The 14,968-nt window shown below is 56.3% G+C and carries 14 protein-coding genes and 1 pseudogene; 13 read left to right on the forward strand and 2 right to left on the reverse strand.

From position 1 onward, the window contains the following. Positions 1-24 precede the first annotated feature (24 nt). The 8 genes from ABD76_RS29675 to ABD76_RS20125 all read left to right on the forward strand — a co-directional run bounded on the left by ABD76_RS29675 (position 25) and on the right by ABD76_RS20125 (position 8,702). Positions 25-297: a hypothetical protein gene (locus ABD76_RS29675; protein WP_242069673.1), complete on the forward strand. Its 273-nt coding sequence runs from the start codon at positions 25-27 to the stop codon at positions 295-297. After that, entirely contained in the window at positions 294-1,301 is a 1,008-nt protein-coding gene (locus ABD76_RS20095; protein WP_242069674.1) for an ABC transporter substrate-binding protein, read from the forward strand. Before ABD76_RS29675 ends, ABD76_RS20095 begins: the two co-directional genes overlap by 4 nt. A gap of 204 nt (positions 1,302-1,505) precedes the next feature. Continuing rightward, positions 1,506-2,906: an ABC transporter substrate-binding protein gene (locus ABD76_RS20100; protein ID WP_197258922.1), complete on the forward strand. Its 1,401-nt coding sequence runs from the start codon at positions 1,506-1,508 to the stop codon at positions 2,904-2,906. Positions 2,907-3,177: 271 nt separating this feature from the next. Beyond that, positions 3,178-4,518, forward strand: coding sequence for an ABC transporter substrate-binding protein (locus ABD76_RS20105; protein ID WP_338125160.1), 1,341 nt, complete (start codon positions 3,178-3,180; stop codon positions 4,516-4,518). Between the two features lie 150 nt (positions 4,519-4,668). Then, positions 4,669-6,081, forward strand: a complete 1,413-nt coding sequence (locus ABD76_RS20110) for an ABC transporter substrate-binding protein (RefSeq protein ID WP_197258923.1) — start codon at positions 4,669-4,671, stop codon at positions 6,079-6,081. 146 nt (positions 6,082-6,227) lie between these two features. Further along, positions 6,228-6,518: a hypothetical protein gene (locus tag ABD76_RS20115; RefSeq protein ID WP_197258924.1), complete on the forward strand. Its 291-nt coding sequence runs from the start codon at positions 6,228-6,230 to the stop codon at positions 6,516-6,518. Positions 6,519-6,678: 160 nt separating this feature from the next. Next, on the forward strand, positions 6,679-7,461 hold the full coding sequence (locus tag ABD76_RS20120) for an ABC transporter ATP-binding protein (protein ID WP_197258925.1): 783 nt from the start codon (positions 6,679-6,681) through the stop codon (positions 7,459-7,461). After that, positions 7,449-8,702, forward strand: a complete 1,254-nt coding sequence (locus ABD76_RS20125) for an ABC transporter permease (RefSeq protein ID WP_197258926.1) — start codon at positions 7,449-7,451, stop codon at positions 8,700-8,702. Before ABD76_RS20120 ends, ABD76_RS20125 begins: the two co-directional genes overlap by 13 nt. Positions 8,703-8,787: 85 nt before the next feature. Here the strand turns inward: ABD76_RS20125 and glpX are convergent, their stop codons facing one another. Next, the gene (gene glpX, locus ABD76_RS20130) at positions 8,788-9,807 is read right to left on the reverse strand and encodes a class II fructose-bisphosphatase (protein ID WP_197258927.1); all 1,020 of its coding nucleotides are present in this window, start codon (positions 9,805-9,807) and stop codon (positions 8,788-8,790) included. Positions 9,808-10,060: 253 nt separating this feature from the next. Here glpX and ABD76_RS20135 point away from each other — a divergent pair, with 253 nt between their 5' ends. The 4 genes from ABD76_RS20135 to ABD76_RS20150 all read left to right on the forward strand — a co-directional run bounded on the left by ABD76_RS20135 (position 10,061) and on the right by ABD76_RS20150 (position 12,734). After that, entirely contained in the window at positions 10,061-10,234 is a 174-nt protein-coding gene (locus ABD76_RS20135) for a GapA-binding peptide SR1P (protein WP_197258928.1), read from the forward strand. Then, entirely contained in the window at positions 10,224-11,120 is an 897-nt protein-coding gene (locus ABD76_RS20140; RefSeq protein ID WP_197258929.1) for a phosphoenolpyruvate protein kinase, read from the forward strand. The genes ABD76_RS20135 and ABD76_RS20140 overlap by 11 nt, the downstream gene beginning before the upstream one ends. A gap of 108 nt (positions 11,121-11,228) precedes the next feature. Continuing rightward, positions 11,229-11,888 (forward strand): helix-turn-helix transcriptional regulator, encoded by a 660-nt coding sequence (locus ABD76_RS20145; protein ID WP_197258934.1) that lies wholly within the window; start codon positions 11,229-11,231, stop codon positions 11,886-11,888. A 24-nt stretch (positions 11,889-11,912) separates the two neighbouring features. Next, on the forward strand, positions 11,913-12,734 hold the full coding sequence (locus ABD76_RS20150; RefSeq protein ID WP_197258930.1) for a pyruvate, water dikinase regulatory protein: 822 nt from the start codon (positions 11,913-11,915) through the stop codon (positions 12,732-12,734). 317 nt (positions 12,735-13,051) lie between these two features. Here the strand turns inward: ABD76_RS20150 and ABD76_RS20155 are convergent, their stop codons facing one another. Then, positions 13,052-13,999: a Gfo/Idh/MocA family protein gene (locus tag ABD76_RS20155; RefSeq protein WP_197258931.1), complete on the reverse strand. Its 948-nt coding sequence runs from the start codon at positions 13,997-13,999 to the stop codon at positions 13,052-13,054. Between the two features lie 622 nt (positions 14,000-14,621). Here ABD76_RS20155 and ABD76_RS20160 point away from each other — a divergent pair. Further along, positions 14,622-14,968 (forward strand): annotated as a pseudogene (locus ABD76_RS20160) (group II intron reverse transcriptase/maturase); the annotation flags it as partial.

Consider the following 14,968-nt stretch of genomic DNA (forward strand, 5'->3'; position numbering starts at 1 on the left):
TAGGAATAAGGAGGAAAACCACACTTGGGAGGAAAATGGAAGCTTGCTCTGCTTCTGACTCTCGTCGTTGCCCTGCTTAGCGGCTGCTTCGGCGAGAAGCCCGTGCTGGATGAGCTGGGTAAAGACGGCAAGGGGAAGAGCAAAGTTGTTTATTATAATGAAGAAAGCTTCTATTCGCAATACGGCAATTATTTTAATGTGAAATACCCGGATATCGAATTTGAAGTCGTAAATTTACAAGAAATGAACCGGAGCTGCAAGACAAAGAAAATGCCGATTATGAAGCTGAGCGGTTGAAGTTTCTGGACAAGCATAAGCCGGATGTGCTGATGGTTGATTTGCCTATGATGGAGAAGCTGGTCCAGGAAGGCAAGCTGTATAATCTGGATGCCGTCATCGCTCAGGAAAAATTTGATGTGGAAGGGTTTATGCCCGGCCTTATCGACATGATTCGGGAAAAGGGCGGCGGTTCGCTGTACGGACTGGCTCCTATTTTTTATACCAATGTCATTTACTATAACGCCGAGCTGTTCCGGGAGCATCATATCGAACTGCCGAGCAATAAAATGAGCTGGCAGGAGGTGCTCGAGCTGTCGGGCCGCTTGGCCGGCATCGGCTCGGGCGAGGATCAAATCTATGGGTACTATAAGCGCTTCGGATCGCCTGAACTAATGCTGTTCGATGTGGCGAACGCTTCCTCGCTGCGATTGTTCGATGCCCAAGGGGAGAAGCTCGTATTCAATACGGACGGGTGGAAGCAGGCGGTTAGGCTTACAACGGACTCAATCCGGAACAAGGCGGTCTACACCCGACCGATGGATGAGGGGGACTCCCCCCAGGAATTTTCGTCGGATGACGATCTCTTTTTCAAAGGCAGGGCGGCGATGACTATGGATGACCCATGGTTCCTGTCCCAATTGAAGAACCGTGCCATGTGGGATAAAGATTCAAAGAAAATCGATTGGGGCATGGTGACGGCGCCCGTCGATCCGGCTTCTCCAGATGAGTCTTGGTACGTGCGACTGAATCAAGTGTATGCCATCGCGGCGGATTCCCCGAACAAGCGGGCGGCGTGGGAGTTCGTCAAATTCGTGAACGGGCCGGAGATGGCCAAGGCAGCCTCCCGATCGATAGACGGCCATCTGCCGACAAGGAACCAGTTCATGAAGGAAATTGACGGCAAAAGCACGGAGGCATTCTATTCGCTGCGGCCGAAGGGGAGGTCGCGTTGCAGAAGGGCCGGGAAGCGGAGAAGGCGCGTAAATCAGCCGAAAGGAAGTGAGAAGGCAAAAGCAGCCTAAACGAACGGAGCCGATATGTCAGCGGCCTGTTCCGTTTGAACGGGCATCATTGCAGCGATATCCATCATTGTCACATCTAGGGCTAACGGTTCGTTATACCAAGATAGAGAGCGTTGATGGCTTGAGGCCAGCAAGAAATCATCCGCGCACGGTCGCGAATTCTAGAAAGAGAGGCGAAGGACTTTGAGAAGGAAGTGGAGGTATATGACGCTGTTGGCGATCGCCGGTGCGATGCTCAGCGGCTGCTTCGGAGAGAAGCCGGTGCTGGAAGAACTGGGGGAAGACGGCTCCGGGGCGCTGAAAGTGGTCTATGCCGATGAGGAAAGCTTCTACTCCAGATACGGAAATGCTTTTCAAGTCAAATATCCGGGCATTGACATCGAAGTGGTAAGCTGGGGCGAGATGTATCGTGAGCTGAGAGACAAGGATGATGCCGATATGAAGGCGGAGCGGTTGAAGTTCCTGGATCAGCAGAAGCCCGATGTGGTGATTCTGAATCTGGATGAAATGGAAGAGATGGTCCAGGAAGGCAAGCTGTATAATCTGGATGCCGTCATTGCGCAGGAAAAATTCGATCTGGAAGGATATATGCCGGGTCTTATCGACATGATTCGAGGGAAGGGAAGCGGTTCTTTATATGGATTGGCCCCTGAATTCAGCACGAGCGCCATCTATTACAACGCCGATCTGTTCCGGGAGCATCATATCGATCCGCCGCGCCACCAGATGACCTGGGAAGAGCTGCTGGAGCTGTCAAGCCGGTTCAAGGGCCTCGGTTCGGGCGAGAACCAGATTGCCGGCTACTACGAACGGCACGGGAAGCCGGATCAACTGCTGCTGAAGATGGCGGACGCTTATGCGCTGCGCCTGTTCGACGCGAAGGGAGAGAAGCTCATGTTCGAGACCGATGGCTGGAAGCGGGCGATGAAGCTGGCGGCCGATTCGATCCGGAATCAATCGGCCTATATGCAGCCGCCGATCGAAGACGAGCAGGGCAACCTGTTATGGGGCTCCGATTCTCTCTTTTTCCAAGGCAAGGCGGCAATGATCATGGAGGAGACATGGTTCATGTCTGACCTCAAACATCGCCCTGCGTGGGATAAGGAAGCGAAGTCCTTCGATTGGGGCATCGTCACGGCCCCTGTCGATCCGGCCTCGCCCGACTCGTCTCCGTACGTAAGGCTGCACGAAGTATTCGCCATTGCGGCAGATTCTCCGAACAAGCGGGCGGCATGGGAGTTCGTCAAATTCGTGAACGGGCCAGACACGGCCAAGGCCAACTCCCGCAAGACAAGGGAAACTTTGCCGACAAGAATCCATTTGGTAGAGGAGATCGAAGGCAAAAGTCTGGAAGCCTTCTATTTGCTCCGGCCACGGGCACAGTCCAAATCCATCTGGGACGACTTCTTCAACATCGGGATTCCCCATGAGTTCTTCTGGGAATTCAGAACGATATTGTCGCGGGAGATGGAGGCTGTGATCGGCAAGATGAAGACAGTGGAGGAAGCCGCCGCTGCGGTGCAGGCGGAAGGAGACGCCGTTCTTCGCAAGATTAGGGAAGAGGAGAAGGCGCGCCGTCTCACGACAGAGGACAGCAGTCAATAGGATAGAACACTTGAACGACCGCCGGCCGGATAAGCCGGCGGTCTATTTTTCGGCAGGCAAGGACATTCCTACAGGGCGCAGGAACGTGTGGAGATTCTTAATTTTCTTAACATTCACTGATCGATTCGCTTGACTTTTCCTTTATCTGGTTGAAGGGTCAGGGAACGGCCGCTATACTTGGTCTGGAATAAAAGGGAGGAGAGCGGATTGAGACAGAAATGGAAGGCAGCCATTCTGCTGCTAACGGTAATCTCTTTGCTGGGAGGCTGCTTTGCCGAGAAGCCGGCGCTTGAAGAGAGGGGCGGATGGACACGGGAAAATTAAAGTGCTCTATTATGACGAGAGCTACTTTTATAGCGAGTATGGAAACACCTTCAATGCGAAGTATCCCCATATTGAATTCGAAGTCATCAACACGATCTCAATCCAAAAGGATATGAAAGAAAACGGAACGACCTATGAGGAAGAGTATCTCAAATTGGTGGAGAAACATAAGCCGGATGTCATTATGGTCGATTCGGACAGCTTCGAGAAGCTGGCGCGGGAGGGCAAGCTGTACAATCTGGATCCGGTGATTGAGCAGGACAAGTTCGATCTTGACGGATATTTGCCGGGACTCATCGATATGCTTCGGGAGCCCGGTGGCGGCTCATTATACGGCTTGGCTCCGAACTTCAATACCTCGGTCGTCTACTATAACGCCGATCTGTTCCGGGAGCATCATATTGAACCGCCGCGCAATCAGATGAGCTGGAAAGAACTGCTCGACTTGTCGAGCCGCTTCGCGGGTCTCGGTTCCGGGGACGATCGGATTTATGGTCTCTCCGATGCATACGGCTTTGCCGACGACTTGCTTTTTACGTTGGCAAGGAGCTTATCGTTACGATTGCTGGACGCGAAGGGGGAGAAGATTAACTTCAATACGGAGAGCTGGAAGGAAGCGTTGGAGGTGACAGCCAACGCGATTATCGGCCAAACGGTCTATACGGCTCCTCTGAAGCCGCTCGCTTCAGGCACGATCCTTCATTCGCGGACCGAGCAGTTTTTCCAAGGCAAACTGGCGATGATGATCGGATCGTCCTCGCTCATAGGCGATCTGCGCAACCGAGCGAAGGATAAAAACCGAAAAGAAGTCAATTGGGACTTCGTTACCGTGCCTGTCGATCCGGCTGCGCCGGAGGAATCCGGTTTCGCGTACGTGTACGATATTTATGCGATCGCGGCCGATTCTCCGAACAAGCGGGCTGCCTGGGAATTCGTGAAGTATATGAACGGTCCGGAAATGGCGAAGGCCAAGTCCCGTTCCTTCCGGGGCGACCTGCCGACAAGGGTGGACTACATGAAAGAGGTGGACGGCAAAAGCATGGAGCCTTTCTATATGCTGCGGCCGAAGGCATTGAGCGCGTACTTATGGCGGGGGCTCGACCGTGAATTCCTGTCCGGCTTCCGTACGAACTTCTCGAAACTGGTCCTCAAGGAATTGAAGGAGATGGTCGAGAACGGGAAGTCCGCGGAGGAAGCCGCGGCCGCTATCGAGATCGAGGGCAACGCGCTCCTCAGGCAGGCGCGGGAAGCGGTAAAGGCGGAGAAGGAGAAGGCCGGGAAGAAGTAGGCGCGATCCAGGACGGAGCGGATTGCTTCCAGTTTTCTTAATAGTTCTTAACAATCCCCTATCGATTTGATTAAGATTCCCTTTATTTGGTTGAATGATGCGGGAACTGCCGATATACTTGCTTCTTGTAACGAAAAGGAGGAGAACGGAATGAAAAAGAAATGGAAGGTTTCCATACTGCTGCTTGCTGTGATTTCTTTGCTGGGAGGCTGCTTCGGCGGGAAGCCCGCGCTTGAAGAGCTGGACTCCGAGGGCAAGGGGAAAATTAAAGTGCTCTATTATGACGAGGGCAGCTTTTACAGCGAATACGGGAACCACTTCAATTTGAAGTACCCAAATATTGAGTTCGAGGTCATCAGTACGGGGTCCATCTATGAGAATATGCGGGAAAACGGTACGAGCTATGAGGAGGAATATCTCAAATTTGTCGAGAAGCACAAGCCGGATGTCATTATGACGAGTTCGGACAGCTTCGAGAAGCTGGTGCAGGAAGGGAAGCTGTACAATCTGGACACGGTAATCGAGCAGGAGAAATTCGATCTGGACGGATATATGCCCGGGCTCGTCGAGCTGCTTCGGGAACGCGGCGGCGGCTCGTTATACGGCTTGGCTCCGTACTTTAACGCCTCGGTCGTCTACTATAATGCCGATCTGTTCCGAGAATATCAGATTGACCCACCGCGCAATCAGATGAGCTGGAAAGAACTGCTCGAATTGTCGAGCCGCTTCGGGGGCCTCGGTTCCGGGGACGATCAGATTTATGGTTTGGCTGATGAGTTCGGCCAAGCCGACCGCATGCTTTTTAATGTGGCACTCAGTTCGTCGCTCCGGGTGTTCGACGCGAAGGGAGAGAAGATCACGTTCAACACGGACGGCTGGAAGGAAGCGATGGAACTGACAGCCAAGGCGATTCGCGACAAGGCGATCTATACGGCTTCTCTGGAGCCGGAAAAAGAAAAGATGTATTATTTGCAGACCGAGCAGTTCTTCAAAGGCAAAGTCGCGATGATACTCGGATCGAGCTGGCTCATGAGCAATCTTCGGAATCAGGCGGTGTTTGCCAGCGACAGTGAAGAGATCAATTGGGACTTTGTGACGGCGCCCGTCGATCCGGCTGTGCCGGAGGAGTCCGCCTTTACCATGTTGAGTTCCATCTATGCGATCGCGGCCGATTCCCCGAACAAGCGGGCGGCTTGGGAGTTCGTGAAGTTCGTGAACGGTCCGGAAATGGCGAAGGCCGCTTCCCGTTCCTTCCGGGGCGAACTGCCGACTAGGGCGGACGCGATGAAAGAAGTGGACGGCAAAAGCATGGAACCCTTCTATATGCTGCGGCCGAAGGCATCGAGCGGTTCCTTATGGGGCTTATGGGGGGGGACGAGCGTCAATATCCCGGACGGATTCCGCACGACCTTCTCGAACATTATCATTAAGGAATTGAAGGCGATGGTCGAGAACGGAAAGTCTGCGGAGGAAGCCGTGGCCGCCATCGAGACCGAAGGCAATGCGGCCCTTCACAAGGCGCGGGAGGCGGCCAAAGCGAAGGAGCAGTCCGGGAAGAAATAAGCTGCCGCTTAGCAAAAGGCGAATGACAGAAGGAGAGAAGGCGGAGTGACAAATAAGCGGAGGTCCGTCCTGCTGCTGATAGCGGTGATTGCTATGCAAGCGAGTTCTTTACCGAAGTGGACGGAAAGAACGTAGAGGCATTATCTATGCTGAAGCCAAAAGGAAAATGGGGACTCCGGGGCGAATCGCATCGTGACATTCCGAGCTCATTCTTTCCTTCCATGTACGACCTGCTGGAGCGAGAAATTATGGCGGCAGCCGACGGCAAGAAAACGGTCGAAGAAGCGGCAGCCGCCGCTATCGAACGCGAAGGCAACGAGGCGCTCAAGCAAGCGCGGAAGGCGGCGGAGATGAAGCGGGAGGCCGCGAAGCAGCCCGGCGAAGACGCAGGCTCGGGGCCGCAAGAGGACCAGGAAGGGGCGGCCGAAGGCGTGTAAGGAGCCAGGCAGCCGGATGAGGCCGTGCCTCCCTGCAGTCAAGAGCGTGCCCCGAATCGAAGCCGAAGCTGCAGACGAAGCTTCCGTCAGCGCCCGCATCATGCGTTCCATTCGCATCCCCTCTCCGTGTCCGGTATAATAGGCGGTGAGGTGACGAAATATGGAATCTTTATTACATATTGAACGGTTGACTGGCGGCTACAGTGTCGGCAGACCGGTTCTCCATGATATTACCTTCAAGGTCGAAGCCGGCCAGATGATCGGATTGATCGGGCTGAACGGCGCCGGGAAAAGCACGACGATGAAGCATATTCTCGGGCTGCTTGAGCCGCAATCCGGCAAGGTGACGCTGCAGGGCCGCACGCTGGCCGAAGCGCCGGAACAGTACCGGGCCGCATTGGCGTACGTGCCCGAGACCCCGCTGCTGTATGACGCCCTGACCGTGCGCGAGCATCTGATCTGGACGGCGGCCGCTTACGGGGTGGACAAGGCCCGATTCGAGCAGCGGGCGGCCGAGCTCGCGCAGTTGTTCCAGATGGAGCCGCATCTGGATAAGGCGGCCCAGCATCTGTCCAAGGGCATGAAGCAGAAGACGATGCTGATGTGCGCATTTGCGGTTCGCCCTCCGCTCTATATCATTGACGAGCCTTTCCTTGGCCTGGATCCGCTCGGCATCCGTTCGCTGCTTCAATATATGAAGAGCGTCAAGGAAGAAGGAGCGGCGCTGCTCGTCAGCTCGCATATTTTGTCCACGATCGAGCATTATTGCGATGGCTTCGTCCTGCTGCACCAAGGAAGAGTGCTCGGGGCGGGCAGTCGGGAGGAACTGCGGGAGCAATGGAGCGGTCAATCCGGCCAGCCTGCCGAGGAGCGGCTGGAGGATCTCTTCTATACGTGGGTGACCGAAGCGCAGGAGGGCGGTGATCGTCCATGGAACGGATAACCCCCCGGGAAGCGGACGGAACCTCTCCGTTCGACGCCGGCCGGTTATGGGAGGAGCGCCGGCAGCGATTTTGGAGGCAGGTCATTCCTTATTTAGGGTATGTCGCACAGAGCGGTCTGGCCATTGTGCTCGTCTTGGGATTCATAACCGGGACGGCATTTTACGCCAACTATCTGGATCGCATTCCGCCCGGCTTCCCGGTTCGCGAGCTGGTGCTGCTTCTGGTCGCGCCGGCGACGGCTTACATGACCTACCGCACGTTCCTGGAGCCGCCGGATCTGGTCTTCCTGCTGCGGGTGGAAGGGCGGCTTAGCGGTTACATGAAGCGGAGCATCCGCTACAGTCTCATCCCGAGAATGCTGCTGCCGCTGATGGTATGGACCGTGCTGTGGCCGTTATACCATCGGGCGGACCCGGAACCGAAGCATTTTGCGCTGATGCTGGCCGTCATCTTGCTGCTGAAGAGCGTCGCTGCCGTCGGAAGCTGGGGAGAACGGCAGATGAGCGATCCGTCCATCCGCAGAGCGAGCCGATGGCTGCGCTATGCTTGGGTTTGGGGAGCCATGGCGAGCTGGCTGTGGCTGAGCCTTCCGGCGGCGGCGCTGATTACGGGAGCTGCGGGACTAGGCTATATCGGCTGGACGGTTACCCGGAGCAGGCTCCGTTTTCCATGGGAACGCCACATTGAGGCGGAGCGGGTTCATGCGAGCCGGGTATTTCTGCTCCTCTCGAACTTCGTCGACATCGCCGTCACGGAAGAGCGCCGGTATATGCGGCCTTGGCTGAAGCGGTTCGGCGACCGCCATGCCTACCGGCCTCAAGCGGCTTACCGCTATTTGCTGGCGAAGACATTCGCCCGCAGCGAGCTGCTGGGCATTCTGATTCGTCTCATCGTCATCGGCCTGCTCGCCTTATTGTGGGTACGGGACTCCGTCTGGAGCGCCGCGGCTTACGGGCTGCTCCTGCTCGTTATCGGAGCCCAGCTGCATACCTTGTTCACGTATCACCGGCATGATGTCATGCGAAGCATTTATCCGCTGCCGCCTCACGCCCGGCACGAAGCCGCGCTGCGAATGAGCACAGCCATCCATCTAGGCTCCGCCATCGTCCTGCTGATCCCGCTCTGGCTGGGCGCGACGGCCTGGAGCTTCAAGGGAGCCGCCGCGGCGGGCGGATTCGCGCTCGTGCTGTTATTTCGGCTCAAGCGTGCCAAGCGGCGAGAGGACGATGATGAAGCCTAAAGACAACAATGAAGGGTATCCAGCGCCTGAGACCGCGGGATACCCTTCTTGCTTCGTGAATCCGGTCGCGGAGGAGCCCCGGCGCCTATATCGCATCGGAGCGTCTGTCCGCCGAGGCAGACGCGACCTCCGGCATCACGGCATCCGGCTGCAGGGAGCAGGGATCCATCGCGTGCAGCGTGCGGACGAAGCGCAGAGTGCCGGTCTTCGAGCGCAGCACGAGCGAATGGGTCTCCGCGTAATTGCCCGACGTGTTCCGCACACCTTGCAGCACATCCCCCGGCGTGATCCCCGTCGCCGCGAAGATGACATCGCCGCGCCCGCACAGATCCTCCGTATGCAGCAGCCGATCGGGCGGATGAACCCCCATCGCGAGGCAACGGTTCCATTCCTCTTCGCCGGCCGGCATCAGACGAGCCTGCATCTCTCCGCCCATGCAGCGCAGAGCGGCCGCGGCCAAGACGCCTTCCGGGGCGCCGCCCGAGCCGACATACAGATCGACGCCGGATTCCGAAAAGGCCGTGGCCAGCGCACCTGCGACATCGCCCGCTTCAAGCAGCTTCAGCCGGACGCCGGCGCGCCGCAGGGCGGCGATCTCGGCGGCATGGCGTTCCCGATCGAGAATGGACACTGTCAGCTCCGATACATCGCGCCCCAAGACGGTGGCTGCCTTCCGCACCGTCCACTCGAGCGGATCATCCAGATGGAGATGGCCTCTAAGCCGCGGGCCGCAGGCCAGCTTGCGCATATACATATCGGGCGCATGGAGCAGTTGCCCCCGGTCCGCTATCGCGATGACGGACAACGCTCCGTTCAATCCTTTGGCTACCAATTCCGTGCCTTCGACGGGGTCTACCGCGACATCCGCCTCCGAGCCTTCCCCGGATCCGACCGATTCTCCGATGGCGAGCATTGGCGCCTCATCCATTTCCCCTTCCCCGATCACGACCGTACCTCGAATCGGAACCGAAGCGAACATGCTGCGCATCATGCGGGTCGCCGCGTCATCCGCCTCATCGGAACGCCCCCGGCCAATCCATTGCGCCGATGCCAGGGCCGCCGCTTCGGTCACGCGAACACATTCCAAACTTAATTGTCGATCCATACTTGTTCACCACTCCTGATTATGACGTATTAAATAATTAAATATTGTGTGTTATTAAATAATATGATATATAATATGGAAAAGCAATCCGTTATTTTGTCCAGTCAAACGAATTGTTGCAAGAATATGATGGATTATGCCGTCATATTTATAGGGTATCAGCCAGATGCTTCCGCGATCACCGTCATTAATGACACCATAATGCATCGCGTCAGGATACCCGTCACGATGACTGAGGAGAGGTGGATGTGTGATGGAACAAACCCAATGCAAGCCCTTATTGGGCGCCATTCTATGCAAACAATGCAACCGGTTTATCGCAGAACAAGATACGGAGCGGGTAACGGTCTATTACATGGACTGCAAATCACATGGCTGTCACGAGGATGCGGCACCGGAAAGAGAGGTACAGCACCTTGAAGTCTAGTGCGCAGCCGGCATGGCATCAGGAAGCGGAATGGAGCGAGGGCGGGCAGGCAACGTATTTTCGCCTCATCCGCCGCACCGGTTCCGCCTGGGGTCACCTATGGGATGAAGACAGATCAGGGCAGAGAGCAGTGTTCAGCCGCACGGTCATGCGCTGCTGGAAGCGTTCAGACATTCAATTTGCGCTCAGCCAGGAAGCCGCCCACATCTTGCTCACCGCAGGCGCGGAGCCGCTCTTGACGCCGGAACGAATCCGGCTGGTGAGGGAGATGCTGCAGTCGGCCAATGCGGCGGAGCGAGACGCCGCTTCTCGCAAGCTGGTTCCGTTCATGACCTCGGAATATGAGTCCTTCATCAAGGCGGCCTCATCATCCCGCCCCGTCCATCTATATATCGTTCTGGCGGATGCCCGCTTGAAGGAAGCGCTGCCGAGCCTGACGGATATCGAGCAGCGGATGGAAGTGCTGCAGCGTCTGGCCGCCGAATCGGAAGGACGCAGCCTTGATAAGCTGAATCAGCAGTGGTTCGTGCTGCGCCGCTGGAAGGAATGGCTTCTCGGCGACGAGGACCGGAAGCCGGCGTTCATCTCGGACGCCGTGCCGGATTGGATAGACATGCAGGCGGAGGCGCTGTTCCGGGCGGTCGATCGCTGTTACCGGACCGGCAGCAAAGCTCATGTCACCGTCATGCTTCCGTATCATCCGGAGGCATGGGAGAAGCATGTCCGCATGGCCCGATCTGCCGCCGAGCAGATTATGGGCGAGACCGCCAAGCGAAGCGGTCCGTTAGTCGGCCTCTGGATTGCGGGCGATGAAGCGGAGGTAGATGAAGATGAGCGGATTGCGGATGCGGATATCGTATGGAAATGTTCCTTCTCCCCTTATTAAGCATGGAGACGATCTTCCTGCCCGGCAGCGAAGATCGTCTCTTCTGTTGGGTATTGATGGAAGCCGCCGAATTGCAGTACAATGTAGGGACTGAAGCTGCGCATGAACATGAATCATGTCGAGGAAAAGGGGGGATGCGCCATTCAACTTACGCCGCGCCAATCAGAAATCGTACAGCTCGTGCAACGGTCCGCGCCGATTACCGGCGAGCAGATCGCAGAGCAGCTCGGGATCAGCCGGCCGACGATTCGATCCGATCTTTCCGTGCTTGTCATGCTGGGGTATTTGGATGCCAAGCCGAAGGTCGGTTATTTCCCGGGAAACATTACGGCAGGCGCTCCTAGCGAGCCATTGAACATTCGAGTACAGGACGTACAGAGCATGCCCATCATCGTCCGGGACACTTCCACTGTTCATGATGCCGTGGTCACGTTATTTTTGGAGAATGTAGGAAGCCTGATTGTAGCTGATGATGAGGGGATGCTGCTTGGCGTCGTCTCGAGAAAAGATTTGTTGAAGGTAACGCTCGGCAATGCGGTGGCGGGCACGATGCCGGTCAGCTTCGTGATGACGCGCACGCCGCTGATTACCGTGAAGCCGGAGGATTCGATTATCGAGGCCGCCAAAAAGCTGGACGAGCATGATATCGATACGCTGCCTGTCGTTGTACAACGAGGAGATGCGTCCAACGACAAATGGGAGGTCGTTGGGCGGATATCCAAGACGACGATCCTGAAAGTATTTCTTCGCCAGGCGAAGGGCAGGTAAAGGAAGGGAAGGGGAAGCGCAAGCATGGGAGAATCGAGCCAACAATCTCCATACATTGTAACGGTATGCTCCGATTCGCTGGGAGATACCGCTGAATCCGTCGTACGGGCGGCCGCACGGCAATTCCATGGGCAGGAAATTATCATTCAACGGAAGAGCCATGTGAAGCAAGAGGATGAAATCAGAGCGTTGATGGAGCAGGTGAGCCGCGAAGGCGGCTTCGTCGCCTATACGCTGGTGCAGCCCGAGCTTCGGGAAATGATGAAGGAAGAGGCGATTCGGCTCGGCGTGCGAGCGGTCGATATTATGGGGCCGATGATGCAAGCATTCATCGATACGTTCAACGACTCACCGAAGCGTCAGCCCGGATTGCTTCATACGATGGATGACGATTATTTTCGCCGCATGGAGGCCATCGAATTCACGGTCAAATGCGATGACGGGAAGGATACGACGGCGATTGCGGAAGCGGATATCGTCCTGATCGGCCCTTCTCGCACCTCGAAGACGCCGTTAAGCGTCTTCTTGAGCCACAAGGGCTACAAAGTCGCCAATATTCCGTTATCGCCGGAAGTGAAGCCGCCGCAGGAAATATACCGCATGCCCGGCGAGCGCATCTTCATGCTGACGATGCCGGCTGAGCGGCTGCTTCGCATCCGGGAAGAGAGGCTGAAGAATCTGGGCCTTCCGCATAGCTCTATGTATTGCTCCGCCGAGCGGATCCAGGAGGAGCTGGATTATGCGGCCATGCTGGCCGACAAATGGAATTGCCATGTTTTTGATGTATCCGACAAAGCGATTGAAGAGACGGCGAACGCCATTATCCGGCTGCTTCCGCCTTCATAACGGAAGGGGTTGTCTCATAAGCAGTTTTCGCTGCCGTGAGACAGCCCCTTCCTGCTTCTTACCGCTCGACTTGCCGGATAACTGCGAAAATGCAGTTTTCCCTTATGACGGTTATTCTGTTGCAGGAAATTCTGCAAAATTGCATCAAAATCAGCATGCCAAGGTGGATTGCAAGCAAAAATAGGCGAAAAGGATGCGCTTTTGCAGGAATTGCATCAGATGGCGGTTGCAATCACGCAAATTCCTGCAAAATTGCAGGATTCGCTGCCCGCTGCCCCATCCATCTTCCGCCGCTCGGCCCTCAAGGCAGCCGGCTGTCACTCCTCGTCCGCGACGACCGCTTCGGCAGCCAGGGCATGGACAAGCGCCTGGGTCTCGCAGGCTTCGCGGCCATCGGTAAGGGGCCGGCCGCCGTGGGTGATGCAGCCGATAAAGTGCAGAACCGCATCCTCGAAGCCTCTAATCTTCGCCACGGAAGTCCAGGAACCCGCAGATTCGAAGCGGCTGGCTCCGTTCTCCTCGACGGTCAGTTCGGACAGATTGCGCACCCGGTGGGTGGAGACGGGGCCGATCCGTTCGACCAGCTCCACATCAATGCCAGCCTGGCGGTGCATGGCTGCAAAGAGGGACGGGCCTTTGCCGGCGGCCGGCGTGAACAGGTGATGAACATCGAGCAAATGCCCCTGCGAATTAATATGAACCCGTCCTGACCAACGCAGCGCTTCGCCGGATGCGCGGCTGAAATGGCGCACGAGATCGATGACGTGAATATAATCGTCCAGCAGCGTGTCCAGATAAGGAACAGGCTTCACCTTCCCGGCGCGGTGCTTCTCGATGCGGATCCAGGAGGCTTGCGCCGCCTCCGATGCCAGCGCTTCATAGCGCGGGGCGAACCTGCGGTTGAAGCCGACCATCAACGTGCGTCCCAGCTTCTCGCTCAGCTCCGCCAATGCCTCCGCTTGCTCCAGCGTGGCGGCAAGCGGCTTGTCGACATAGACATCGATGCCGCGCCGGAGCAGCTCGGCGACAATTTCGTAATGGGAATCCGTCGAGCTGTGAACGAACATGGCGTCGCAATCTTCGGCGAGGCGTCCGATGCTCGCATAAGGCGCGATCCGATGCTGGGCGCATACGGCGAGACGCTTCGCTTCGTTCGGCGTGTACGCGCCGACGAGCGTCCATTTCTCGGCGCGGCTGAGCACCGGCAAATAGGCCTTCTGCGCAATGCTTCCCAAGCCGACGATGCCAATCCGGGGTACTCTCATCTTGATGCTCCTCCCTTTCATGCCGAAGCCGGCAGCCTGTCGGCTGCCGGCTTCTTCGGTGCGCCCAGCATGGGCGCTATCTCTAGGGTTCAAGTCCCGAACGGTGAAGGCAGTAGTAGCCGTAGCTTAAGACAAGGGTGTCGACCGTGAGGTCGAATCTGAAGGAAGTCGGCGGCAAATCTCCGGTCTGAGGAACACGAACTTCATATAAGGCTAGCGCATGTTGGATGAGGTTGCCAAACAAACCAAAGTCCTTACTGCCGAAGGCATGCGAAAGTAAATGAAGCAGATAGATGGAGAGGAAGATAGCGCTCTTACCTGGGGAGATCTGTATGAACGCAGAGTAACTCTGTAAATCTGCCTGTGAAGGCAGACTGAACATACAGAAGTCAGCAGAGGTCATAGTACGACGGTTGTGACGTCAACGGTCGGAAGGACTGAACATGTTATAGGAATTGAACAACTTGGATTTCGAATGTAAGCAATGAAGGCAGACAATCTCCTGTTTTTATTCTCGGAGACCTATCTGGGGAAGTAGCGGTGAATACGCAAGGGTATCCAGAAGGGCTGAGCTTACAGCGGCATGAACAGAAGAACAATTCACGCGAGGAGTATGTCACGAATGATGGAGTTGCTGTTGTCACGGGAAAACTTGCTAACTGCACTGAAACGTGTGGAGGAGAACAAAGGAAGCCACGGCGTAGACGGAATGGCCGTAAAAGAGTTACGAGCCCACATCCTGCAAAACTGGCAAGAAATCCGTCACCGCTTGAAAGAGGGAACCTATGAGCCAAGTCCAGTCCGTCGGGTCGAAATCCCGAAACCGAACGGGGGAGTTCGGCTATTAGGCATACCAACCGTGACAGACCGATTCATTCAACAAGCAATAACGCAAGTATTGACACCGGTGTTTGACCCTGCATTTTCCGAACATAGCTATGGGTTTCGTCCGCGCAGACGAGGCCATGA

The organism is Paenibacillus dendritiformis, from assembly GCF_015845845.1.
In the GTDB taxonomy this organism is placed as follows: domain Bacteria; phylum Bacillota; class Bacilli; order Paenibacillales; family Paenibacillaceae; genus Paenibacillus_B; species Paenibacillus_B dendritiformis_C.

Coding starts and splice junctions, on each gene's coding strand:
- ABD76_RS20100 (WP_197258922.1), top strand. CDS start 1,506: ATGACGCTGTTGGCGATCGCCGGTGCGATGCTCAGCGGCTGCTTCGGA.
- ABD76_RS20110 (WP_197258923.1), top strand. CDS start 4,669: ATGAAAAAGAAATGGAAGGTTTCCATACTGCTGCTTGCTGTGATTTCT.
- ABD76_RS20115 (WP_197258924.1), top strand. CDS start 6,228: ATGCTGAAGCCAAAAGGAAAATGGGGACTCCGGGGCGAATCGCATCGT.
- ABD76_RS20120 (WP_197258925.1), top strand. CDS start 6,679: ATGGAATCTTTATTACATATTGAACGGTTGACTGGCGGCTACAGTGTC.
- ABD76_RS20125 (WP_197258926.1), top strand. CDS start 7,449: ATGGAACGGATAACCCCCCGGGAAGCGGACGGAACCTCTCCGTTCGAC.
- glpX (WP_197258927.1), bottom strand. CDS start 9,807: ATGGATCGACAATTAAGTTTGGAATGTGTTCGCGTGACCGAAGCGGCG.
- ABD76_RS20135 (WP_197258928.1), top strand. CDS start 10,061: ATGGAACAAACCCAATGCAAGCCCTTATTGGGCGCCATTCTATGCAAA.
- ABD76_RS20145 (WP_197258934.1), top strand. CDS start 11,229: ATGAATCATGTCGAGGAAAAGGGGGGATGCGCCATTCAACTTACGCCG.
- ABD76_RS20150 (WP_197258930.1), top strand. CDS start 11,913: ATGGGAGAATCGAGCCAACAATCTCCATACATTGTAACGGTATGCTCC.
- ABD76_RS20155 (WP_197258931.1), bottom strand. CDS start 13,999: ATGAGAGTACCCCGGATTGGCATCGTCGGCTTGGGAAGCATTGCGCAG.